This window comes from Flavobacterium kochi, from assembly GCF_048286715.1.
Taxonomy (GTDB): Bacteria; Bacteroidota; Bacteroidia; order Flavobacteriales; family Flavobacteriaceae; genus Flavobacterium.
In genome coordinates, this window is record NZ_JBLVPW010000017.1 from 90,096 (window position 1) to 114,916 (window position 24,821).

Below are 24,821 nucleotides of genomic sequence, written 5' to 3' on the forward strand. Positions count from 1 at the left end.
TAGATACTTATACAGTACCTATTCGCAGATTTTATCGACAGTGTTAATAAAATTCGAAGGCAACTATGATCAGCGAAAACATTTTCTCGACACTGTCGATAAAATTCGATTCTCTAAAAGAAAATGAGATTTCATTTGCCCCCGAACTGCTATTAACCCAATATACATTTCTCTGAATCGGCTCCTCGATATACTATGGAACAAAAAAAAACCTGTGAAGCAACAAGCCACACAGGTTTTTCTAACTAAACTTATTAAATTAACTTATTCAAAAAAAAACTAAACCTCATTTTCTAAAGAGTTTTTTACACTCTTACTTAATTTAAAAAACTAATCTTCAGAAACGATAGCTGTATTTTTATTAGTAGTTACATCTAACAAAACAGCCACTCCTTTATCATTTATCATTGTCATATTTAACGTATCCAAAACGGCTAAATTTTTAGATACCAATCCATTAAACATATTATAAGAAATATTCATTTCTTTAAGGTTATTCAATTTTTCCAATTCAAATGGTACTTGACCGATCATTTTATTATCAAACAAACTAAGATTTTCAAGAGCAGTCATATTTACCACATCACGGCTTAATGCTCCAGTAAGTTTATTACTGCTCAGCAATAAAACTTTTATGGTTTTCATATCATAAAGTGAAGTCGGAATTTGTCCTGTTATTTCATTATTATATAATGAAAGCACTTCTAATTGTTTTAAAGCTCCAATTTGTGCAGGCAATTCACCTGAAAGCATGTTCATGTATAACTCCAGGTCTTTTAAATTACTCATTGTACAAACCGAGGAAGGAATTGCACCTGATAATTTATTGAAGGACAGGTTTAATACTTTTAATTCTTTTAAATTTCCAATAAAAGAAGGAATTGAACCCGAAATATGATTTTTATGCAAATCCAATTCTTGAAGACCAACTAAGTTGACAATATCATCTGGAATTTCGCCTTTTAAATTATTATTGGCCAAATTTATTGAAACCACTTTTTCACCTTGCAATTTAACACCATACCAAGTAGCAACCGGTGATGATAAATCCCATTTTACAGTCCATTGACTTCCATTTGTTGCCTGATACAATTTTACAAGCGCATCTTTCTCTGACAGAGACACATTAGCCAACATGGAAACAGAAAACAAAACAGTTAAAAATAGAGTAGTTATATTTTTCATGACTTACAACCTTTTTACTAATAATACACATAAATCTACATACAATATGAGCAATCTGCAAATAAAATCGATGAAGTACATTATTTAATCCTTTTTATAGCGTTATATCTTACAAAAAATATAAAATTTTGTTAAACAATAATTTGCTAAATTTGTTTTACTAACCTTTAAAAAAATCAGTTTTATGGAAATGAACTATTTGGCACTTTTAGTTGCTGCAGCGTCAACACTTGTAGTAGGATTTGTTTGGTATCATCCAAAAGTTTTTGGGACAATCTGGATGAAAGAATCAGGAATGACTGAAGAAAAAACGAAAGGAGGGAACATGCTTTTAATATTCGGTATGTCACTGCTTTACGCCTTTTTAATTACGCTGGTCTTACAAACAATAGTTATTCATCAAATGGGCGCTTACTCGGCAGCACTTAACATTCCAAATGTAGACCCTTCAATTCTTCAAAATTACATGAATGCTTATGGAAAAACCTACAGAACTTTTAAACATGGTGCCTTACATGGTTTTATAGCAGGCTTGTTTATTATTCTGCCTGTAATTGGAACCAACGCCTTGTACGAAAGAAGAAGTTTCAAATACACCCTGGTAACCGGTGGTTTCTGGATCGTTTGCTTTATGATTATGGGTGGGATTATTTGTGGCTGGGTTTAAAAAATAAATTGATAGTAAAAAATCTCGTCTTTTCTAAGAGACGAGATTTTTTTATTGTATTTTTTCAATAGCATTGGCCAATTCTATATCCTTGTCCGTAACTCCTGCAGCATCGTGAGTCGTCAGCCGGATCGTCACTTTATTATACACATTAAATAATTCCGGATGATGATTTCTTTTCTCAGCCATCACTCCTACTTGCACTATAAAACCTAATGCCTGGGTAAAGTCTGAAAATTTAAACTTTTTCTCGATTCCGTTATTAATGAATTGCCAGTCCTTTAGCGCTGCTAATTGGGATTGAACGGTTTGCTCTGTGTACGTTTCCATAATTTTCTTTTTTATTCATATAAAGTTAGCTAAATTAGAATCATAGCACAATACTTTAACTTAATTAACTAATTTTGTTGAAAATTAAAATTCAATTTGGATCCTTCTTATTCTTTTAAAATTTATAATTCCGCCGCTCAACTTCCAAAAGACTGGAATGATTTAGCTATTTCAACTGTTTTTTTATCTAAAAATTATCTGAAAGTATTAGAAAAGGCAGCTCCGGACAATATGATTTGTCATTTTATCGGAATATTTAAAAATGACAGTTTAGTTGGCATTGCAGTCTCTCAGTTTTTAGATCTAAATCTATTGGAATCTTTTGGAGAACGTGACAAATGCGTCAAAACCGCTGTACGTAATTTTACTTTCCGAAATTTTTGTTCCCATGTATTACTTATTGGCAACAACATGCTGACCGGACAAAATTCTTTTGTTTTTTCCAATACTATCGATAAAAAGGAAGGGTTACAAACATTAAAATTGGCTGCAGCGGCATTGAAAAAAATGTTTGAATCTAAAGGCAAAAAGATTCATATTACCTCCTTTAAAGATTTTGACGCAGCAGAAATTAAAAGCTTTGCCATACCGGAATTCAAAAATGATTATCAGTTTTCAACGCAACCCAATATGGTTTTTACCATCGATAAAAATTGGAAATCAGAGCAAGATTACATTGATTCTCTTTCAAAAAAATACAGAGACCAGTATAAAAGAGCCCAAAAAAAGGCTGATGCGGTTAAAAAAAGGAAAATGCATCTGGAAGACATCATTGCCTATGAAGATACTATTTATGATCTGTATATTCATGTAGCTAAAAATGCTCCTTTCAATACTTTTTTCCTTCCGAAAAATCATTTTAGAATTTTTAAAGAAATCTTCAGCGATAAATTCCTTTTTTATGGCTATTTCATTGATGAAAAACTAATTGGTTTCAATACTTTAATAAAAAATGGCGAAGTGATGGACACTTATTTCCTAGGATATGATGAAAGCATTCAACGCGAAAAAATGCTGTATTTGAATATGTTATACGACATGATTGCCTATTCCATCAATAAAGGTTTTAAGGAAATCGTCTTTGCAAGGACCGCTCTGGAAATTAAAAGTTCTGTAGGAGCAAAACCTGTAAAAATGTATGGTTTTATAGAACATAGCAATCCCATAATTAACTCCCATATGCCTAAAATTTTTAAATATTTAGAACCCGAGACGATTTGGCAGGAACGAAATCCATTTAAATAATTTCAGCAATTGGATTTGGATTAGGTATTGCAACTTTCATTTGTTTGGGTAAAATTTCGATATTCAGCTTTGTTTCTGTCCCAAAATATTCCCCATCAATTTGAAAATTAACCGGTACATTTGTCGTTATTATTGCTTTATCGGTTGAAATTATCTCAACATCTTCGGAATCTATTGGCATATTTCCAGTGATTATTTTGCCAAGCACCACTAAATCCAGGTTTTTCAAAATAACCAATTCAAACTTCCCGTCGTCCATCAATCCATTCGGATTAATGGAAACTCCTGTGCCATATTTTTTAGAATTAGCGATGACAATCATTCTTGCCGTACATTCTATGGTTTCAAAATCCCCGGTAATCGTAGCAGTGAAAGGATCATCTAAATCAATTAAAGTGCTGAAAGTCTGTAAAAAATAGCCCCATTTGCCACGAATACTGCTTTTTTCATAGTTCTTAATCATTTCGGCATTAATACCCAAATCACTTAGATGAATGCTTTTTTTTCCATTGATGGAAATCATATCGATTTCCATAAAATTATTATGAAAAGCAATTTCTAAATTCTCTTCTACTGTTGAGGGCAAATTCAAATCTACAGCTAAGCCATTGGCAGAACCAGCCGGTAAAATTCCAAGAATCACATCATGCCTTTCCATTGCCTCGGCTACCATCTTTATTGTTCCGTCACCTCCGGCTACAATAATTCGTTCCGGCTTGTAGGTATTGTAAAGCGCTTTTATATTGACAATATCAGCAACTCCCGAAGTGGTGTAAATGACAAGATTCAGGTTTTCTTTTTCGACAAAAAGCGTTACTGCCGCAATAAGTTCTGCTTTATCAATATTTCCGGAAATAGGATTAACAACCATTATGATATTCTTTCTCAAAATTTACCTACTTTTATTGGTGAAAAACGTACAACTTATAATTCAACTCAAAAGTACTAAATAAATGAAGCCTATTTTAAAATTATACCGTGGCTATGCTAATGAACAGGAATTAATAGTTATGGGTCATGTTTTTAGACCGACTACAGCCAAAGATTATGATTTTCAGAAAAAAAATATCAAAAACGCCACTTCGGTCATTGGTATGTTCCGAATTAAAACACAGGCAAATGCTGATGTGTATTTAGAGCATAATAAAGTTAAGATCCATACCAAAACACTGAAGGACGGTTATTTTAAATTTTGCGTGCCATTAGACCAGTATACCCGTTATGGCTGGATTGACTATCAGGTAAGCATTGTTTACAATAATGAAACGATAACCATCATAGACAGCTACATTCGCCCCCACAAAGGTAATTTAGGCATTATATCCGATATTGACGATACCTTCTTAGTATCGCATACGTTGAATCCTTTAAAGAAATTATATGTTTTGTTATTCAAAAATATAAACAAAAGAAGAATTTATGAAGACGTTGTCACGCACTATCAGGCATTAAGTACGGCCGGAAGAGAAAACAAAGAAGAGTTCAATGCTTTTTTCTATGTTTCGAGCAGCGAGTGGAATTTGTACCGTTTTATTATAAAATTCACCGAAATCCATCAGCTGCCAAAAGCTGTTTTACTGTTAAAGGACATTAAAACGAGTCTGACCGATTTTTTTCTGACCGGCAGAGGCAATCACAATCATAAGTTTGACAAGATAAAACATATACTGGAATTCTACCCCAATTTAGAATACGTTCTCCTGGGCGACGATTCACAACATGATGCCTTTTTGTACGAAGCAATTTGTAAAATTTTCCCGGTTACCGTAAAAGCAGTTTATATCAGACAGACCGGTGACGCTAAAAAAGAAAAAGTAACAGCTGTTTTGAAAAATTTAGAAACCTTGAAAGTTTCTGTCTGTTATTTTAAAAATAGCAGTGAAGCCATTTCACACTCCAAAAGCATTGGGATTATTGCCTAAAAAAGAAGAGCTCCTAAAATTTAGGAACTCTCTCTTTCTTTATTATAAATTATCTATTTCTTCCTGAACGGCTTCCCAATCTGACAGCAGTTTATCCAATTCGGCTTTCTTCTTGTTGTAGGCCGTGAAAAATTTAGCATCTTCAATATGTTTATCATAGTTGGAAGCGAGCATTTTGTCATCGTTTTGAATGTCTTTTTCCAATTGCTTGATTTGACTCTCCACTTTGCTTAATTTATTTTGCAAGCCCTTTCCTTTCTTTTGGTCTTCGTAAGAAGCTTTGTTGCTTTCTTTAGGTGCCGCTGCTTTTTGGGCATCTTTTTTCTCCACTTCACGCATATTTTCCATATTGCGTTGCTCCAGGAAATAATTAATGTCTCCTAAATATTCTTTTATTTTCTGGTCTTTAAATTCATATACCAAATTTGACATTCCCTGCAAAAAATCCCTATCGTGGGAAACCAGCAATAAAGTACCGCCAAATTTTTGAAGGGCCGCTTTTAAAACATTTTTTGATTTGATATCCAGGTGATTTGTAGGCTCATCCATCAGCAAAACATTTATCGGCTGCAACAACAATTTACATAACGCCAAACGGTTTCTTTCGCCTCCAGAAAGGACTTTTACTTTTTTATCAACATCGTCACCACGAAACAGGAAAGAACCCAGCATATCGCGTACTTTCATTCGGTTGGTGTCTGCTGCAGCATCTTCCATCGTTTGCAGCAAGGTGATTTCACCATCCAGATATTCTGCCTGATTTTGAGCAAAATAACCCAATTGTACATTATGACCTAACTTGATATTCCCCTTGTATTCAAATTCGTCGACAATGGCTTTAATGAAAGTCGATTTTCCCTGTCCGTTTTGTCCAACGAATGCAATTTTGCTCCCTCGTTCCACTAACAGATTGATATCCTTCAAAATCGTCTTATCACCGTAGCTTTTCGTTACATTTTCGGCTTCGATAACTACGCGTCCCGGCTCTTTAGAAACTGGAAAAGAAATATTCATCACCGAGTTGTCATCTTCATCAACTTCAATACGTTCTACTTTATCTAATTTTTTTATTAACGATTGTGCCATCGAAGCTTTAGAGGCTTTGGCTCGAAATTTCTCAATTAATCTCTCCGTTTCTTCAATTTTTTTGGCTTGATTTTTTTGTGTTGCCAACTGTTTTTCACGAATTTCGTGACGCAATTCTAAATATTGCGAATAAGGCTTATTGAAATCATATGCTTTTCCAAGAGAAATTTCGATCGTTCTGTTGGTCACATTATCCAAAAACATTTTATCGTGTGAAACAATCACCACAACGCCAGGATAATTACGAAGAAAACTTTCTAACCAAATGATACTTTCGATATCCAGGTGATTCGTAGGCTCATCCAGCAACAAAACATCGTTCGCCTGTAATAATAATTTGGCCAGCTCGATACGCATTCTCCATCCACCGGAAAAAGTTTCGGTTTGATTGTCAAACACCTCTCTTTTAAAACCTAACCCAAGAAGAATTTTCTCGGTATCGCCAACGTAATTGTACCCTCCTAATAATTCAAAACGATGGGTATAATCCGATAGGTCTTCTATAATTTGTCCGTATTCATCACTTTCATAATCGGTACGGGTAACCAGCAGGTGATTAATTTCTTCGAGCTTTTTCTCCACAATTTTAATTTCTGTAAAAGCTTCATAGGCTTCTTCCAGAACCGTTCTTCCTTGTTCAAAATCGATATCCTGACGCAAGAATCCCATTCGAAGATCTTTCTCCTGAGAAATAACACCCGAATCAGGAGCAAAATCTTTTGCCAACATTTTAAGCATGGTCGATTTTCCGGCCCCATTTTTCCCGACAAGACCCACACGGTCTCCAGCACCCAATCGAAAGGTAACTTCTTCAAATAAATAAGTACCGCCAAACGAAACGGATAAATTGTGTATATTAAGCATGTATTGTTATTTTATTCCTTTTTGAATGTGTAAATTTGCAACTCTAAAAAAGGAAAAATTAATTTTTTTGCAAATGTTAAAAAAAGGATCCAAATTATATAGCATTTTAACAGGAACTTGTCCTAAATGTCAGAATGAGAGTATGTATTTGGATAAAAATCCACTACATTTCAGCAAAATTTTAAAAATGCATGACAATTGTAGTCATTGTGGTTTAAAATATCAAATCGAACCTTCGTTCTTTTATGGTGCCATGTATGTCAGTTACGGATTGAATGTGGCGATTGGAATAGCTGCCTTTATCATCTCTTTTGTGATTTTTGGTTCCAGCCTAAAAGTTGCCTTTATTGCAATAATTGCCTCCCTGATTCTTTCCTTCCCTTTTGTTTTACGTTTGTCCAGAAACATCTATATCAATATGTTTGTTTCCTATGATCCACCAACCAAACAAAAATAATATTAGTGCTTGCCTTTAGGCAGAAATCGGCTGATGTCAATTTCCTTATTTAAAGGGATTTGATATTCTATGTTATCAAATAATGCTTTTGCCATTGCTGGCCCCAACATCACTCCTCTGGTACCCAAACCATTGAGAATATGTATTGATTTATAATTTTGAAGTGTTCCTACCAGAGGTCTTCTGTCCTTTACAGTTGGCCGAACGCCTGCAAAATGCTCTACAATTTCAAAATCACAGGTAATAATTTCCTTAATTCTTTCCACTAATTCTCTCTTACCCTCTGCTGTGGGTAAATCCGTTTTGTCTTTCCAATTATACGTTGCACCCACTTTGAATAAATCGTTCCCAAGCGGCAAAATAAAAACACTCGTATTTACGATTACATCTAAATCCAGCTGAGGTGCTTTTATAATAAAAAGTTCCCCTTTTGTTCCGTCTAAAGGCAAATGCCGGAAATAGGGATTGGCATACATACCAAAACCTTCGGCAAAAATGATATGCCTGGCTTGAATGTCTTTATAACGAACACTGTCACTTTCTATCTGCAACCCAACATAATCAAATGATTCTTCCCTAAACAGCTTATTTTCCTTCAGATAGTCCCTGTATTTATCCAATAACAAGGCCGTGTCAACATAGCCTGTATGTAGCACTTCGCCATATCCGTAAGGAGAATCAATCCCTGAATATTTTTTAGCAATCAACTGTGTGGATAAAAAAGGAGCCAGCGCTGCTTTGTCGGAAGCGGCAAACCAATTATTCTGTTCTTCTATTGAGAAAAACTTTCTTAAAATGGGTCTTTTAAAATCTATTTTGCAATGTAGTTTTTCTTCCAAAAAAGCATAAAATTCGTTCATCAATACTAATTGCTCTTGTGCCTGCCATACTTCGCTAAAGCGTTTTAGAATAACGGGATTATACAAACCGCCGGCAATCTTAGAAGAATTTTGCGAATTATTATCCAACACCACAATCGTTTTCTCACTACGCAAAGCAAACTCTGCAAATGAAATACCTGCCAAACCAGAACCTACTATTAAATAATCAATCATCTGAAGTAATCCCTTTTAAAATAAATACAAAGTACGCACATTAAAACAAAAAAACTCTTACCGTTACAGCAAGAGTTTTTATTTTTATTGTAAAATGGAAATTAATAATTCCACATATCCTGTTCGAAATTACGAATTTTTTCTTTCACTCGTTCGGACTCTAACAATTGATTCTGAGCATTATCTTTCATATACTCCGCAATTGATCGGTCTCCATAAACGTTTTCTTCTTTGTAAATGACACTGTTGAATTTTCTTGAATTAAGAATCTGATCAAAAGAAACCGGCATCGCTGAATTTTTATCATTGAATGCTTTGGCTTCATGTAATACGTCTCTTGCAGCAGGGAAAAAGATCCAAAATAACTCAATGTAATCTTTTTCGTCACTGTTCATGGTGAAAACGTCAGGCGTAACAGGACAAATTCCAAGCAAACGATACTTCAATTCACTTTGACGCTTGTCAAAATACCAGTATCCTTTAATTTTATATTGAGTAACATCCTGTGCCGTAAGATCTGATTTCAAAATATACTCAGGAGATATTTGAGCTCCTGCATTTATTTGCTCTCTTCCTGCGTCAGTTGTATCAATACGAGTCAATGAAGCCTGAATGTCTTTCATCGGTTTTTTAGTATTAAAATAACTATCCGTATACACTTCTGTTATTTTACCATTTCTCATTGCCTTTGTCAAAACATCATATAAAGATCTTCTGTCTGAACCAATATTGGCAGTATCAATAGGAAAATATAATGAAAAATTAATCTTTTCGCTTAAATCGATTATTTCCCAAGTTGTTTTACCCATCAAAACGTCTCTATCATGCACATAACCATAAACCAACGGTTTATCATTATCAGAAATGAGCTGTGCCGCAGTTTTAAGTCCTATTTGGTCTGGCGTTTTGGCATTAAGCAAATTAGACTGTGCTACAGCTGAGAAGCTGCATGTGGCGGAGAAAATAGCGATTAAAAAATTTCTTAGATTCATCATGATTTCATTATAAGTTAATACAGTAGTGGTTTATACAACTACTTATTATTGTATTTCAAAAATTACCGGAGATGTTCTTGGTAATAAATAACTACCGGCACCCACAAGTTTTGTTTTAATTTCAGAAATGGTAACCTGATCACCTCTAACCGCTTTAGAAAGAACCGCATTACATTGTGCATTCAATTTATTTCCCTGAACAACAACCGTAGGCTGACCTGTTACTTTCAAATTAAATCCAACTACATTCAAACCAACTTCAAAATCAAAATCCACTAATTTAGCTCCAATTGTAGCAATTTGCAAATTTGATTTAGGTCCTTTTACCACACCCATTTCTCCTCTAATAGTTCCCGTTGGTCCAGGAATACCTTTTATTCTAAAGGTTTTTCTATCCGAAACTTTAGAACCGTCAGGAAGCGTTCCCGTTACATTGATTACAGTCTCTGTTCCTGCTCCCGGGCTCATATTGTATTTGCCTCCGCCTGCAGAACTAAGTCCTGGAGCAGATGCAGTAACTTTATCGGCCGACACACCAGCAAAAGAGATGGTCATAGGATTCACAACACCTCTGTAAACAACATTCATTTTATCAGCAGAAATTGTAGCCGATTTTGGTCTGGCAACAACTACGTACTTATCTTTAATAGGTAAACTAACTACTTTACCATTTTCATCGAAATTGAAAGAACCTCCAATTGGGTGTTCCCCTATGCTACCTGCACCAAAAGAAAAATTAGCCTGACCTGCTTGTGCCGCAACACTTGAGCCATTTACTATTACAGATTTAGCTTTTAATGAAGGATCAAATTTTCCAAGAATAATTTTCCCTTTAACCGCTTCCCCCTGAAAGAAAACTGATTTTTCAAGAACCACTATCGGTTGATAAGCAGTAAGAGAGGCAGCAGCAACTAAATCGGACTGAAACATTCCAGTCATTACATCACTTTCTGTTGTTTTAATATCCGCCTGTAATTGAGACAATTTTGTAATTGTGGCAATCAGTGGAAATCCTTTATAATTATAATCAATCCAAGGTAATTTTGCACCCGCTTTTTCAGAATAAATTGGCTTAGTCGCAAATCTGGCTTCGATTTTTCTCATTTCAGAATCAGCAATTGAACTTCCTCCAATTTGTTTGATCTGAGTTGAAAAATTATTAATCTTATCTAAAAATTCTTGTCCTTCCTTAGAAACTCTATCACCGGTAAAGAATTTTCTGTCAATCAGATCCCCTTTGTCCATTTGCTCGTAAGGCAAATTTCCTTCTTTATCTCTTACAAACTTTGTAGTAACAACTGTTTTAATATTCTCCAAATAATCGTTAAAATCTTTAGACAAGGCTCTGATTTTTTCAACCTTTGCTTTTTTATCACCAAATTGTCCTGGCTGATCCACCGCTTTTTGCGATAATTGCTCAAATGAAGATTGATTTCTGGTGTCAGTTATAGAGTTCGACTCTACGATTTTATTATTTAAGATCCCAAAAGCTGACAACACTTCTTTGGACATATTTAATGCTAACATTGCGATAAAAACCAAGTACATTAGGTTTATCATCTTCTGTCTAGGGGTTAGTTTTCCTCCTGCCATATTTTCTACTAATTAGTTTGTTATTTTTATATCGTTTGAAACTAATTATCCTTTATTGTTCATTGCAGAAAGCATTCCTCCGTATACACTGTTAAGTGATGACAAATTAGAAGTCAAAGACTGCATTTGGTCTTTTAATTTTAAGTTATTTTCAGCAACTTCTTCATTAATTTGTGCATTTCTTGAAGCGCTTTGCAATTGTATTTTATATAAACTATTCAAAGATTCCATTTGGGCTGCAGCCAAAGTTAACTCTTCACTGTATTTTTTTGTCGAAGCAATTGAATCTACAGTTGGAGCAATACCTTTCGCAGCTGATTCGAAATTTTTAATGCTGGTTCCTAAACTTGCCATCAGTTCACCATCGATTTTCGCATCTTTTAACATGGCGTCCAATTTCTGAGATAACAATCCCTGAGCATCAGATGGAGTTTCAACTTTTGGTTTTTTTACTCCTGCTGCTTTACCATTAGCCAATTCCGGATAAACCAAAGTCCAGTCCAAATCATCATCAACTGGCTCAAATGCCGAAAGAGCAAAAATTCCAGCTTCCACAACAAGTCCAATGGTTAGCATTAAATTTCCAGTTATAAAACCAAATTCAAGGTGCGTAATTTTGAACAATGCTCCAATGATTACAACTGCCGCTCCCATTCCGTACGCGAAATTCATTGTTTTTTTGCTAAGTAATGCCATAATAGTTTTTTTTTGAGTTATTTATTTAAAGATTTGGATTCTTTTTTTATTATTTATTTACCTCTTTTGTTTTTTCCGGTCGTTTGAATTCCCATGTAATCCTGAACGGTTCTAAAACCTATATAGCTTCTGGCCGAATCAGCATATTCATAATCCCTTGTGCTTACCTGTAGGAAATAAGCAACATCTTTCCAGGAACCTCCACGAACCACTTTACGTTTGTTGGAAGCATCAAGAACATTTGGATTCATTGAAGAAACATATTCATAGGCGTTTGGGTCATAGGATGAGTCCGTCCATTCCGAAACATTTCCTGCCATGTTATACAAATTATAACCATTTGGCTCATAGGATTTTGCTTCTACAGTATACAATGCCTGATCTGCTGCGTAATCTCCCCTGTTCGGTTTGAAATTAGCCAGAAAGCAGCCCCTGTCATTTTTAGTATAAGGTCCACCCCAAGGATATGTTGCAGATTCTAAACCTCCTCTGGCGGAATATTCCCATTCTGCTTCAGTAGGTAATCTAAAAGAATTGATCAGGTCGTGACCTTTCTTTTTAGATTTTATATACGTATTTTTATTCAACGTTCTCCAGGCACAAAAAGCTTTTGCCTGTGTCCATTTCACACCTACAACCGGATAATCTCCATAGGCTTTGTGCCAAAAATAATCATTGTGCATTGGTTCATTATACGAATAGGCAAAATCTTTAATCCAAACCGTTGTGTCAGGATACACATTCACTTCTTCCGTTTTAATGAAATCTTTTCTTTTCCCGACCTTAGCTTTTGCAGCAGCCTGGATATCCATCCAGGAATAACGGAATTTTAATTTATTAACATCTATTGTACGTAATCCATTATAAGATGCTTCTATTGGTAAATACATAGAATCCATCACTTCCGTATAATATTCATCCGGATACAATTTAGTATCCTTGATCAATTTTACTTTTTTATTAAGTTTCCTTCCTGCATAAGGATCATCAGCTGTACCGACACTATAATAATTGTCATACATATATTTGTCATAGGCAGTCATCTTTTCAGGATCTGAGTCATTAAAAGCAAAATCAGCGATACTTCCGGCATTTTTACCTTTACCGGTTGTAGCTCCCGCTTTTTGTCCGCTTTCATCGGCAAGAATAGCCAATCGAACTCTCATTGTAGAATCTTTTACCCATTCTACAAATTGACGGTATTCACTATTGGTAATTTCAGTTTCGTCCATATAAAAAGAGCGAACGGTTACTGTCTTTGTAGGAGCGTCCTGAACATCGGCTAAATCATCATCTGATTTTCCCATGATAAAAGCACCACCTGGAACTAAAGCCATCCCATACGGTTTCTCCGGATGCCATTTTCCTCCATTCATACCAACCAACTCGCCTTTGTCGCTTGATTTACCACAGCCAATTAACAGTGTCAAAATTGCCGTAAATACAATGAAATTCTTCATATAAGTTTGGATTATCTATTCTTTGTCTTAAAATTGCGTAAACCTATTTATTATTTATTAATAAAACAATATTTTTCATTGCTAAATTAATTCAAGGCCAAAAATAAAGTTAAATAAAATACAAAAAAAATATTTTACCGATAAAGTGTCAAAAAAAATCGATGCAATACATGAAAAGAGAGTTTTTTATGAATTTTGTAATATAACACGCATAAAATTGCAGTAAGTATTAAGGCAATTTTACAGATTTAGATAAATTAAAAAAAAACAGTAATCATAAAATGTTTTTCCTTTGCGCTTTCCACCATCTTTCAGGTAATTCTTGATTGCATGCCAATAAATATTCATCGTACGAACATGGTAATAACGTATTTCTTTTTAATTTATTATTACCGTTTGAAATAAATGGTATTTCTATCCACCAGCGGTCCGTTTTGTCGCTTTTATAAAAAACAAGCTCCTCTTCTTCCAGTGGAACGATATATTTCAAATAGTTTTCCTTGCTTCCGAAAGGATATTCATTGGAACGATAATGGAACCCTTCTATAAAATACCATATAATCTGCGCTATAACGACTGATTCCTGTACCGAACTATTGTGATTAAATATTCCAAAAGAAGACACTTTATCACTTATTCCCGCGTACCTGGACAACGAACAAATTTCCTTTCCATTAAAACCATTCGGTGCAAACGAAATAAAATTCCCTGAATCCGATGACTTAATCGAATTCAAATCAATACTGACTAAATCAGCATCTCTAAAAACAGGTTCAGAAAGCGCAATAGCATTAGAAATCTCTCCCAATCGGTAGGCGTCAAAAAATAATTTTTCAATCAAATCGATTTCTTCCTGCGAATTGAAATACGTCTGATACCCAATATTACAATAATTAAAAAGATTATTAGGTTCGTCTACAATTATTTTTGTCAAATAGGAAGAAGCGGAAACCTCCTCTTCATCTTTACCAAAATCAAATTTATTGTCAATGGAAACCAAATTGACCATTTGTTCCAAATCATCGTAGGCTCTATAAAGTGCATAGGTCAAATCCTGAGAACCTCCAATAACTATCGGAGTGATTTTTTTCTTAATGAGACTTGCGACCACTTTTTTTACTGCAAAATAAGTATCCGCAACCGAATTCCCGGCAAGGATATCTCCTAAATCTGCAATTGAAGCATCCCAGTTTCCAGGAAACAAACCGTACAACTCTTTTCTTAGTGGAATCAAATCAACATCAGCAACCGCTTTTTTATCGCCCCGATTATCTAAAACGCCTATTACAGCAATTTTAATCTGATTTAAATCAGGAAACTGTTGTTCGGTATGCAATACTATTTTACTTCCCAATTGCTGAGAAGTTAATCCATTGATATAACTAAGGATTTCATCATCTATGGGCTTTAGAAAATCAAATTCCATTTTATTTCTTTTTTACTACAGGTTTCTTTACAACAGCTTTCTTTGCCGGAGCTTTTTTGGCAGCTACTTTTTTAGCCGGCGTTTTCTTGGCAATCATTTCCTGAACTTCCGCTAAGGTCAATTTTGTGGCATCAACCTCTTTACTCAATTCAATTTTGATTTTTCCTTTGGTGATAACAGAACGTCCCCAACGGGCTTTTTCAACCAAAATTCCCTCGTCTTCCCAATTGTGTAAAACCTTATCAATATTTTTCTGTAATTTATCCTCTATCAATTCTTCCACATCTGATTGTGACAAATTATCGAAATTGTATTTCTTGCTTACATTTATAAACAAACCGTTCCATTTGATGAAAGGACCAAAACGACCCACACCTTTTTGAACACCTTCTCCTTTATAAATTGCAATCGGTGCATCCGCTATTGCTTTTTCATCAATTAATTCCTTGGCTCTTTCGAAATCCACGTCCAGCGGATTTTCGCCCTTTGGCAAAGAAACAAAAGCCGCACCATGACGAATATAAGGACCGAAACGACCATTACTCACCTCAACCTCCTCGCCTTTATATTCTCCAAGATTTTTTGGCAACAAAAATAAATTTAAAGTTTCCTCTAAAGTAATATTCCCAATATTTTGATCCGCCATCAAACTGGCGAACTTTTTCTCTTCATCATCTGCAGCTCCAATTTGGGCCATTGGTCCAAATTTCCCCAAACGCACCGAAACGGGCTTACCCGTTTTTGGATCTGTTCCTAAAATTCTTTCACCGCTTTCTCTATCGGCATTGGCTTCAACATCTTTTACTGTAGGATGAAATTTATCATAGAATTCCTGCATCATTTTTGTCCAAACAATATTTCCTTCTGCAATTTCATCAAAATCCTGTTCCACTTTTGCAGTGAAATTATAATCAAGGATATTTCCGAAATTCTTAACCAGGAAATCCGTAACAATAGTTCCAATATCGGTAGGAACTAATTTTCCTTTATCAGAACCTGTATTCTCTTTCAGCAACTTCTCCCCTACTTTTCCAGATTGTAAAGTCAATTGGGTATAATTTCGTTCTTGTCCGTCCAGATTTCCTTTCTCGACATAATTTCTATTGATAATGGTAGAAATTGTCGGCGCATAAGTAGAAGGACGGCCAATTCCTAATTCCTCTAATTTTTTTACCAAAGAAGCTTCAGTATATCGTGCAGCGGGACGGGAATATCGTTCTGTCGCTGTAATATAATTGTTTTGCAATTTTTCGTTGACTTTCATCGCCGGCAACATACCTTCCTGCTCTTCATCATCTTCATCATTTCCTTCCAGATATACTTTAAGGAAACCTTCAAAAAGTAAAACTTCTCCAGAGGCCGTAAATACCTCACTGTGATTATTCGCTTCAATTTTCACGTTCGTACGTTCCAATTGTGCATCACTCATTTGCGAAGCCAGTGTTCTTTTCCAAATCAAATCATACAAACGGGCCTGATCTCTATCGATATTTACCGTGTGACGTGACATATCCGTTGGACGAATTGCTTCGTGTGCTTCTTGTGCTCCTTTACTTTTATTGACAAAAGTTCGGGGTTTTGAAAACTCTTTTCCGTAGGATTTGATAATTTCGGCTTGGGCAGCATCCATCGCATCTTTGGATAAATTTACACTATCCGTTCTCATATAAGTAATAAGTCCGGCTTCGTATAAACGTTGTGCGAGTTGCATCGTAATCCCAACAGGCAAATACAATTTACGAGCTGCTTCCTGTTGCAAAGTTGAAGTCGTAAAGGGACCGGTTGGTGATTTTTTGGTAGGTTTAGTTTCTAAATCGGCTACCTTATAAGTAGAACCTATATTTTTATTTAAAAAATCTTCGGCTTCTTTTTTAGTATTGAAATTTTTAGGCAGTTTGGCTTTGAATGATTTTCCTGCTTCGTTAGTAAATTCTGCCACAATAGAATACGACGCTACTGCTTTGAAGTTTTGAATTTCTCTTTCACGTTCCACAATCAAACGAACCGAAACCGATTGTACACGACCGGCAGAAAGTCCTCCTTTTATTTTTCTCCAGAGTACAGGCGACAATTCATAACCAACCAATCGGTCCAATACACGACGTGCCTGTTGTGCATTGACTAAATTATAATCGATTTCACGTGGATTATCAATAGCTTTCAGAATCGCTGTTTTGGTAATTTCGTGAAAAACAATACGCTTGGTTTTCATTTTGTCTAACTTTAATTCTTCGGCTAAATGCCAGGAAATAGCTTCTCCCTCTCGATCCTCATCACTTGCTAACCAAACCATATCGGCATTTTTGGCTAAAGTCTTTAATTTGCTTACCAATGCTTTTTTATCGGCAGAAACTTCATATTTGGGTTTGAAACCATTTTCTACATCTACACCAATTTCCTTTGAAGGTAAGTCGGCAATATGCCCATAACTTGACTCTACCTGGAAATCACTTCCTAGAAATTTCTCGATTGTTTTTGCCTTTGCAGGGGACTCAACTATAACTAAATTCTTTGCCATTGCTCTATTTTTCTGGGACAAAAGTATCTATTTTTTTTAAATATTGGGCTTTTGATTTTATTTTTGAACTATTTCACAACCATTACCAGGGAAGTTGTAGCGATACCCGACTGTTTTTTAGCCCCGGCCGCAGTAAAAATCCTGAAGCAAAAAAGTAAAAATTTTCTTCTCCAAAAAAGCGACCAACAGAAGCTCTCTTCAGCACTTCGGAAACTTTACTTTTTTATGAGAATTGGTAACAGAAAGCCAAAAATGGCTTCATCCCTCGATTACAGCCTGAGATCGCAAAATAAAAAATTAAAACAATGTTAATTCTTCATCTGACATCTTGTCATATTTATTTGAATTGCGTTATCTTTGTGCTTTGAAAATATAGGATGGAAAAGATTATTGAAGAAAGCAAACAGGGTGAAAGTCTTGTTTTGGAACATAAACCCGAGAATACTAAAAAATTATTTATAGAAAGCTATGGCTGTGCGATGAATTTTTCGGATAGCGAAATCGTAGCTTCTATTTTATCCGGCAACGGATACAATACAACGCAAGTGTTGGAAGAAGCCGATCTGGTTTTGGTAAATACATGTTCTATTCGGGACAAAGCGGAGCAAACGATTCGCAAACGTCTGGAAAAGTACAATGCTGTAAAACGTATTAATCCGAAAATGAAAGTGGGCGTTTTAGGCTGTATGGCCGAACGTCTGAAAAGTCAGTTTTTGGAAGAAGAAAAAATTGTGGACCTTGTGGTAGGTCCTGATGCGTATAAAGATTTACCGAACCTTTTACAAGAAGTTGAAGAAGGGCGTGATGCGATTAACGTGATTTTATCGAAGGATGAAACCTACGGCGATATTTCGCCTGTTCGATTGATGAGTAATGGAATTACCGCTTTGGTTTCTATCACCCGTGGCTGTGACAATATGTGTACGTTTTGTGTGGTGCCTTTTACCCGCGGACGAGAACGCAGCCGTGAGCCGCAAAGTATCATCAAAGAAATTCAGGATTTGTGGGACAAAGGTTTTAAAGAAATTACACTTTTGGGTCAAAATGTGGACAGTTACTTATGGTATGGCGGCGGACTGAAGAAAGATTTTGAGAATGCAACCGAAATGCAAAAAGCGACCGCAGTTGATTTTGACCAACTACTGGAAATGGTAGCGGTTGGTTTTCCAAAAATGCGCATTCGCTTTTCGACATCAAATCCGCAAGACATGCACGAAAGCATTTTACATGTGATTGCAAAGCATCCTAATATATGCAAGCACATTCACTTGCCTGTTCAATCTGGAAGCAATAGAATTCTAAAAGAAATGAACCGTTTACACACCCGTGAAGAATACATGGCTTTGATTGATAAAATCAGAACGATTATTCCAAACGGCTCGATTTCACAAGATATGATTACCGGTTTTCCAACTGAAACTGAAGAAGATCATCGGGACACCCTGAGTTTGATGGAATATGTGAAGTATAATTTTGGTTATATGTATTCGTATTCAGAACGTCCGGGAACTTTGGCAGGACGAAAAATGGAAGATGATGTAACCGAAGCAACAAAAGCAAGAAGACTACAGGAAATTGTCGATTTACAACAAAAACATGCCTGGTTGCGCAGTGAAGAATTCATTGGTCAAATCGTAGAAGTTTTGGTAGAGAAAGTTTCCAAAAAATCGACAGCAGAGTTTTCCGGAAGGAATTCACAAAGTATTACCGTGGTTTTCCCAAAGGAAAATTATAAAATCGGAGATTTTGTCAATGTAAGAATTTTGAGCTGTACCAGTGGAACTCTAAAAGGAGAAGCGGTCGGGTTAAGTATAATGAATTAAAAAAAGTTAAAAGCTTAAGATTTAAAGTGGTCTCAATAACTGGAACGCTTAAGTAAAGAAAACTTTAAACACAGATAAAAATGGAATCAGTTCAAGCTATAAAACAACGATTTGAGATTATTGGGAATGACCCGAAGCTCAATCGGGCGATAGAAAAAGCCATTCAGGTTGCTCCTACTGATATTTCGGTGCTGGTAGCGGGAGAAAGTGGTGTTGGGAAAGAGAATATTCCCAGAATCATTCATTCCCTTTCGCATAGAAAACACGGGAAATATATTGCCGTAAACTGTGGCGCTATTCCTGAAGGAACCATTGACAGTGAACTTTTTGGACATGAAAAAGGCGCTTTTACCGGTGCAACCAATACCCGTGAAGGCTATTTTGAAGTGGCCGATGGCGGAACTATTTTTCTTGATGAAGTTGGCGAATTGCCTTTGACTACTCAAGTGCGGTTGCTTCGTGTTTTGGAAAATGGCGAATTCATAAAAGTGGGTTCTTCACAAGTTCAAAAAACCAATGTCCGTATCGTTGCAGCTACCAATGTAAATTTATTTAATGCCATCGAGAAAGGAAAATTCCGTGAAGATTTGTATTATCGTTTGAGTACGGTGGATATCAATTTACCTCCCTTGCGAGAACGAAAAGAAGACATTCATTTGCTATTCAGAAAATTCGCTTCTGATTTTGCGCACAAATACAAAATGCCCCCTTTGAAATTAGACGAAAGCGCCGTTGCTGTTTTACAAAAATTTCGTTGGAGCGGTAATATCCGTCAATTGAGAAATGTAGCAGAACAAATTTCGGTTTTGGAAACGAACCGTGAAATTTCTGCCGCGACTTTACAATCCTACTTACCTGCTGAAGGCACCAATTTACCGTCAGTGATCAAGGACAAGAAAGGCGATGGCGATTTCAATACCGAAAGAGAAATTTTGTACAAAGTGCTTTTTGATATGAAAAGTGATTTGCATGACCTGAAGAAACTTACTTTAGAATTAATGCAAAGCGGAAGCTCTAAAGTGCAGGAAACAAATCAAAATCTGATCAAAAAAATCTACGGCTCACAAGAGAACGACAGTGAAATAGATTTCGAAGAAGAACCAAGAACAGCTTTAATTACAACCCCAAATAAAGAAGAGCGTTATCAGGAGAATGACGATAGCTACCTGTTTGCAGAAACAATAGAAGAGGAAGAAGAAATTTTGAGATTAGAACAAAAAGAAATTGAAATGATTAAAAAATCATTGGAAAAAAATAAAGGAAAACGAAAAGCAGCTGCAGATGAATTAGGTATTTCCGAAAGAACTTTATATCGAAAAATCAAACAATTCGATTTGTAAAAAATCAAATTGAAAATCAATATCTTTGACCGGGGCATTAGTGAACTGGCGAAGCAATTTTAAAATTTAGAATGAAAAACATAAAATATATTTTTATTTTGTTACTTGCAGTAACTTTCAACAGTTGCTCGGTTTACAACTTTACAGGGACAGGAAAAATTGATGCGAAAACATTTCAGGTAAATTTTTTCCAAAATAATGCAGAATTGATCGAACCTGGAATTGACCGAACTTTCACTCTGACGTTACAAGACCTTATTCAGAATCAAACCAATTTAAATTTAGTAAAAAACAGTGCTGATTTAACTTACGAAGGAGAGATTGTAGATTACAGAATAAGTCCAATGACAGCAACTGCTGATCAGAAAGCGGCTCAAAACAGATTAAAAATAAGAGTAAATGTCCGGTTTACCAATAAAAATAAAGAAACAGATGATTTTGAAAAACAATTCGAGTTTTATTATGATTATCCGGCGGAGCAACAACTGGTAGGTTCCACTTTGAATAGTGCATTGAAAGAAATCTTCGAAAGAATAACCCAGGATATCTTTAATGAATCGCTTGCCAAGTGGTAAAAAACTAAGGGGCAGTATTCAGTATTCAGTTGGAATCCTATTGTATAGCATACCTGTTTTTTTTAATGCCATTATGAATTAATTATTTTTTTTGAAATCTGATCCCGAAGCTATGGGACTGAAATCTGAAATCTGAAATCTAAAAATGAACGTAACCGATTATACTTATTTAATAAACAGGCCAGATGCTATCAATGAAAAGCAAACGGAAGCATTGGGAAATGTGTTGGATGAATTTCCCTATTTCCAAAGCGCCAGAGCTTTACGTCTAAAAGGTCTGTATAATCAAAATAGTTTTAAGTATAATTTTGCTTTAAAAGTTACTGCCGCACATACAACTGACAGAACGGTATTGTTTGATTTTATCACTTCAGATACATTTACTGCGATTCAAAAAGATTTATACGATAAACAAAAATTAGCGCTTCTTGACATTACAGTAGTTGACAGTGAAATACTTATTCAGAAAGAAAAACTGGAACCTAAGATAAATACCCTCGAACAATCGATTCTTACTTCCATAAAAGAAGCGTTGCCCTTAGAATCTGACGGACCTTCGGAAACTCCGGAAGAAAAGCTAGCTATCGGAACTCCTTTGGATTTTTCCGTAAGCGAAAAGCATTCCTTCCAGGAATGGCTTCAATTGTCCCGAACGCAGCCGATTGTCAGAGAAACGAAAAGTGTGAATACTTCCAAAACCCAGCTAATAGAAGATGAGGACAAAAAGAAAAAGGCAGCGTTAATTGATAAATTTATAGAAACCAGCCCGAAGATTTCACCTGTGAAACATGGCGTTGCATCAACAGTTACTTTTGACCTTAATAAAGACGACAATTCCTACCTGATGACAGAGACTTTAGCAAGAGTTTATTTGGAACAAAAAAAATATCAAAAAGCGATTCAAGCTTATGAAATATTAATTTTGAAATATCCAGAAAAAAGTAGTTTCTTTGCAGACCGTATCTCGGATATTAAGATTTTACAACAAAACAATAATTAAACAATGAGCACATTTTCAATTTTTTTAGTTTTAATAACAATAGTTTGTTTTCTATTGATCGTAGTAATAATGGTTCAAAACCCTAAAGGTGGTGGATTATCTTCTACTATAGGGGGTTCTCAAATGTTAGGTGGTGTACAAAAAACAACTGATTTTTTAGACAAAAGCACTTGGACACTTGCTACTATTTTAATTGTACTTATATTGCTTTCCAGCTTAAGCTTTACAGGAGCATTAAGTGATAATGATTCTAAAATTATTGAACAAACAGGAACTGCTGCACCGGCAACTGCTACTCCAGCATCTCCGGTTCAAAATACACCTGCTCCAACAAATCCAGCAAAATAAAATAACACTTTTTATTCTGAATGCCAGCCTGTCAAAGCTGGCATTTTTTATAAGAAAATATGTCAGTTTCGTCAGGATGGCATAATTTCTGAAATCTTAAATGCAATCATAAAAATAATAAAAAAAACATAAAATCATGGCTTTAAACATCAAACCACTTTCAGACAGAGTTCTTATCGAACCAGTTGCAGCTGAAACTAAAACTGCGTCAGGGATTTTTATTCCAGATACAGCAAAAGAAAAACCACAAAAAGGAACTGTAGTTGCAGTTGGAAACGGAACAAAAGATCACACAATGACTGTAAAAATTGGTGATTCTGTTCTTTACGGGAAATATGCCGGAACTGAATTGAAACTAGAAGGAAAAGATTATTTGATCATGCGTGAAGACGATATTTTAGCAATAATATAATCGAATTAACAAATAAACGAATTAACAAAATAAATTAAAATGGCAAAAGATATAAAATTTGATATTGAAGCACGTGACGGATTAAAACGTGGTGTAGACGCATTAGCAAATGCAGTAAAAGTAACTCTTGGACCAAAAGGTCGTAACGTAATTATTGGAAAAGCTTTTGGCGGACCAAATGTCACTAAAGATGGTGTTACCGTTGCAAAAGAAATTGAATTGAAAGATCCATTGGAAAATATGGGTGCTCAAATGGTAAAAGAAGTAGCGTCTAAAACTAATGATTTAGCTGGAGACGGAACTACTACTGCAACTGTTTTGGCGCAAGCAATAGTGAAAGAAGGTTTGAAAAACGTTGCTGCAGGAGCGAATCCAATGGATTTGAAACGTGGTATTGACAAAGCCGTTGAAGCTATCGTAGCGGACTTAGCAAAACAAGCTAAAGTTGTTGGAAGTGATTCTGAAAAAATAAAACAAATTGCTTCAATTTCTGCTAATAATGACGAAGTAATTGGTGAGTTGATCGCTACGGCTTTTGCAAAAGTAGGAAAAGAAGGTGTTATCACTGTTGAAGAGGCTAAGGGAACAGATACTTACGTTGATGTTGTTGAAGGTATGCAATTTGACAGAGGATATCTTTCTCCTTATTTTGTTACCAATTCAGAAAAAATGGAAGTAGAATTGGAAAATCCTTACATCCTTTTATATGACAAAAAAGTTTCTTCATTAAAAGAATTATTACCGGTTCTTGAGCCAGTTGCCCAATCAGGAAAACCATTATTGATTATTGCGGAAGATGTTGATGGTGAAGCATTATCTACATTGGTGGTAAATAAATTACGCGGAGCCTTGAAAATCGCTGCTGTAAAAGCTCCTGGTTTTGGTGACAGAAGAAAAGCAATGCTTGAAGATATTGCTATCTTAACCGGAGGAACGGTAATTTCAGAAGAAAGAGGGTACACTCTAGAAAACACCACTATCGAAATGTTAGGAACTGCTAAAAAAGTTACTATCGATAAAGACAATACTACAATTGTAAGTGGTGCTGGTGAAGCGGACATGATCAAAAATCGCGTAAACCAAATAAAAGGTCAAATGGAAGCTACAACTTCTGATTATGACAAAGAAAAACTACAGGAACGTTTGGCTAAATTAGCTGGTGGAGTTGCTGTGCTTTATGTTGGTGCTGCCTCTGAAGTAGAAATGAAAGAGAAAAAAGACAGAGTTGATGATGCACTTCACGCAACTCGTGCTGCTGTTGAAGAAGGAATTGTTGCTGGTGGTGGTGTTGCCTTATTAAGAGCTAAAAATGTTTTAAGCACTATTAAAGCGGACAATCCTGATGAAGCAACAGGAATTCAAATCGTATCCCGTGCAGTAGAGTCTCCATTGAGAACTATTGTTGAAAATGCAGGTCTTGAAGGATCCGTTGTTGTTGCAAAAGTTGCTGAAGGATCAGGTGATTTTGGCTACAATGCAAAAACAGACGAATATGTTGATATGCTTAAAGCAGGTATTATAGACCCTAAAAAAGTAACTCGTGTGGCTTTAGAGAATGCTGCATCTGTTGCAGGAATGATCCTGACTACTGAATGTGCTTTGATTGATATTAAAGAAGATCATGGTGGCGGAAACCCAATGGGTGGAGGTATGCCAGGAATGATGTAATAGCAGTCCATTTATATATAAAATCCGTTCACCAAAAGTGAGGGCACTGAAAAAGTCTTTTTTAAGGATTAATTGTTAATAAAAAGGAGTAGAAAACCTCGGTTTTTCTGCTCCTTTCTTCGTACATTTAACTGTAACCATAAGGCTTTTTAGATG

General features: G+C 35.5%; 22 protein-coding genes. 11 read left to right on the plus strand and 11 right to left on the minus strand.

Annotated features, from left to right (window positions below; genetic code table 11):
* Positions 1–330: 330 nt before the first annotated feature.
* Entirely contained in the window at positions 331–1,185 is an 855-nt protein-coding gene (locus ACNQGH_RS15615) for a leucine-rich repeat domain-containing protein (RefSeq protein ID WP_417956949.1), read from the minus strand.
* A gap of 184 nt (positions 1,186–1,369) precedes the next feature.
* Between ACNQGH_RS15615 and ACNQGH_RS15620 the strand changes: the two genes are divergently transcribed.
* On the plus strand, positions 1,370–1,852 hold the full coding sequence (locus ACNQGH_RS15620; RefSeq protein WP_417956950.1) for a DUF1761 domain-containing protein: 483 nt from the start codon (positions 1,370–1,372) through the stop codon (positions 1,850–1,852).
* Between the two features lie 51 nt (positions 1,853–1,903).
* On the opposite strand, the gene ACNQGH_RS15625 is transcribed toward ACNQGH_RS15620, so the two are convergent.
* Positions 1,904–2,182, minus strand: coding sequence for a 4a-hydroxytetrahydrobiopterin dehydratase (locus ACNQGH_RS15625; RefSeq protein WP_417956952.1), 279 nt, complete (start codon positions 2,180–2,182; stop codon positions 1,904–1,906).
* Positions 2,183–2,278: 96 nt separating this feature from the next.
* Between ACNQGH_RS15625 and ACNQGH_RS15630 the strand changes: the two genes are divergently transcribed.
* A complete protein-coding gene (locus tag ACNQGH_RS15630) occupies positions 2,279–3,427 on the plus strand; it encodes an 8-amino-7-oxononanoate synthase (RefSeq protein ID WP_417956953.1) in 1,149 nt (382 codons plus the stop codon).
* Here ACNQGH_RS15630 and ACNQGH_RS15635 read toward each other — a convergent pair.
* Complete coding sequence (locus ACNQGH_RS15635; protein WP_417956954.1) at positions 3,420–4,316, minus strand: diacylglycerol/lipid kinase family protein; 897 nt, start codon at positions 4,314–4,316, stop codon at positions 3,420–3,422. The genes ACNQGH_RS15630 and ACNQGH_RS15635 overlap by 8 nt on opposite strands.
* A 64-nt stretch (positions 4,317–4,380) precedes the next feature.
* Between ACNQGH_RS15635 and ACNQGH_RS15640 the strand changes: the two genes are divergently transcribed.
* Entirely contained in the window at positions 4,381–5,349 is a 969-nt protein-coding gene (locus tag ACNQGH_RS15640) for an App1 family protein (RefSeq protein WP_417956955.1), read from the plus strand.
* A gap of 42 nt (positions 5,350–5,391) precedes the next feature.
* Here ACNQGH_RS15640 and ACNQGH_RS15645 read toward each other — a convergent pair whose 3' ends face one another.
* The gene (locus ACNQGH_RS15645; RefSeq protein WP_417956956.1) at positions 5,392–7,299 is read right to left on the minus strand and encodes an ABC-F family ATP-binding cassette domain-containing protein; all 1,908 of its coding nucleotides are present in this window, start codon (positions 7,297–7,299) and stop codon (positions 5,392–5,394) included.
* 73 nt (positions 7,300–7,372) lie between these two features.
* On the opposite strand from ACNQGH_RS15645, the gene ACNQGH_RS15650 reads away from it, so the two are divergent.
* Positions 7,373–7,756, plus strand: coding sequence for a DUF983 domain-containing protein (locus tag ACNQGH_RS15650; protein ID WP_417956957.1), 384 nt, complete (start codon positions 7,373–7,375; stop codon positions 7,754–7,756).
* Between the two features lie 2 nt (positions 7,757–7,758).
* On the opposite strand, the gene ACNQGH_RS15655 is transcribed toward ACNQGH_RS15650, so the two are convergent.
* The 7 genes from ACNQGH_RS15655 to topA form a co-directional block, all read right to left on the minus strand.
* Entirely contained in the window at positions 7,759–8,811 is a 1,053-nt protein-coding gene (locus ACNQGH_RS15655) for an NAD(P)/FAD-dependent oxidoreductase (protein WP_417956958.1), read from the minus strand.
* A 101-nt stretch (positions 8,812–8,912) separates the two neighbouring features.
* Complete coding sequence (porN, locus tag ACNQGH_RS15660; protein WP_417956974.1) at positions 8,913–9,803, minus strand: type IX secretion system ring subunit PorN/GldN; 891 nt, start codon at positions 9,801–9,803, stop codon at positions 8,913–8,915.
* A gap of 48 nt (positions 9,804–9,851) precedes the next feature.
* Positions 9,852–11,399: a type IX secretion system motor protein PorM/GldM gene (gene porM, locus ACNQGH_RS15665; RefSeq protein WP_417956959.1), complete on the minus strand. Its 1,548-nt coding sequence runs from the start codon at positions 11,397–11,399 to the stop codon at positions 9,852–9,854.
* A gap of 45 nt (positions 11,400–11,444) precedes the next feature.
* Entirely contained in the window at positions 11,445–12,095 is a 651-nt protein-coding gene (porL, locus tag ACNQGH_RS15670) for a type IX secretion system motor protein PorL/GldL (RefSeq protein ID WP_417956960.1), read from the minus strand.
* Positions 12,096–12,148: 53 nt separating this feature from the next.
* Positions 12,149–13,555, minus strand: coding sequence for a T9SS ring complex lipoprotein PorK/GldK (porK, locus tag ACNQGH_RS15675; RefSeq protein WP_417956961.1), 1,407 nt, complete (start codon positions 13,553–13,555; stop codon positions 12,149–12,151).
* Between the two features lie 274 nt (positions 13,556–13,829).
* Positions 13,830–14,981, minus strand: a complete 1,152-nt coding sequence (locus tag ACNQGH_RS15680) for a formimidoylglutamase (RefSeq protein WP_417956962.1) — start codon at positions 14,979–14,981, stop codon at positions 13,830–13,832.
* Position 14,982: 1 nt separating this feature from the next.
* Positions 14,983–17,499 (minus strand): type I DNA topoisomerase, encoded by a 2,517-nt coding sequence (gene topA, locus ACNQGH_RS15685; RefSeq protein ID WP_417956963.1) that lies wholly within the window; start codon positions 17,497–17,499, stop codon positions 14,983–14,985.
* Between the two features lie 377 nt (positions 17,500–17,876).
* Here topA and miaB point away from each other — a divergent pair, with 377 nt between their 5' ends.
* The 7 genes from miaB (at position 17,877) to groL (ending at position 24,665) form a co-directional block, all read left to right on the plus strand.
* A complete protein-coding gene (gene miaB / locus ACNQGH_RS15690) occupies positions 17,877–19,322 on the plus strand; it encodes a tRNA (N6-isopentenyl adenosine(37)-C2)-methylthiotransferase MiaB (RefSeq protein ID WP_417956964.1) in 1,446 nt (481 codons plus the stop codon).
* Between the two features lie 80 nt (positions 19,323–19,402).
* A complete protein-coding gene (locus tag ACNQGH_RS15695) occupies positions 19,403–20,662 on the plus strand; it encodes a sigma-54 interaction domain-containing protein (protein WP_417956965.1) in 1,260 nt (419 codons plus the stop codon).
* 71 nt (positions 20,663–20,733) lie between these two features.
* On the plus strand, positions 20,734–21,237 hold the full coding sequence (locus ACNQGH_RS15700) for an LptE family protein (protein WP_417956966.1): 504 nt from the start codon (positions 20,734–20,736) through the stop codon (positions 21,235–21,237).
* A 145-nt stretch (positions 21,238–21,382) separates the two neighbouring features.
* The gene (locus ACNQGH_RS15705; protein ID WP_417956967.1) at positions 21,383–22,237 is read left to right on the plus strand and encodes a tetratricopeptide repeat protein; all 855 of its coding nucleotides are present in this window, start codon (positions 21,383–21,385) and stop codon (positions 22,235–22,237) included.
* Between the two features lie 3 nt (positions 22,238–22,240).
* The gene (gene secG, locus ACNQGH_RS15710) at positions 22,241–22,585 is read left to right on the plus strand and encodes a preprotein translocase subunit SecG (RefSeq protein ID WP_417956968.1); all 345 of its coding nucleotides are present in this window, start codon (positions 22,241–22,243) and stop codon (positions 22,583–22,585) included.
* A gap of 136 nt (positions 22,586–22,721) precedes the next feature.
* On the plus strand, positions 22,722–22,997 hold the full coding sequence (locus ACNQGH_RS15715; protein ID WP_035670228.1) for a co-chaperone GroES: 276 nt from the start codon (positions 22,722–22,724) through the stop codon (positions 22,995–22,997).
* A 39-nt stretch (positions 22,998–23,036) separates the two neighbouring features.
* Positions 23,037–24,665, plus strand: coding sequence for a chaperonin GroEL (groL, locus tag ACNQGH_RS15720; RefSeq protein ID WP_417956969.1), 1,629 nt, complete (start codon positions 23,037–23,039; stop codon positions 24,663–24,665).
* Positions 24,666–24,821: the final 156 nt, after the last annotated feature.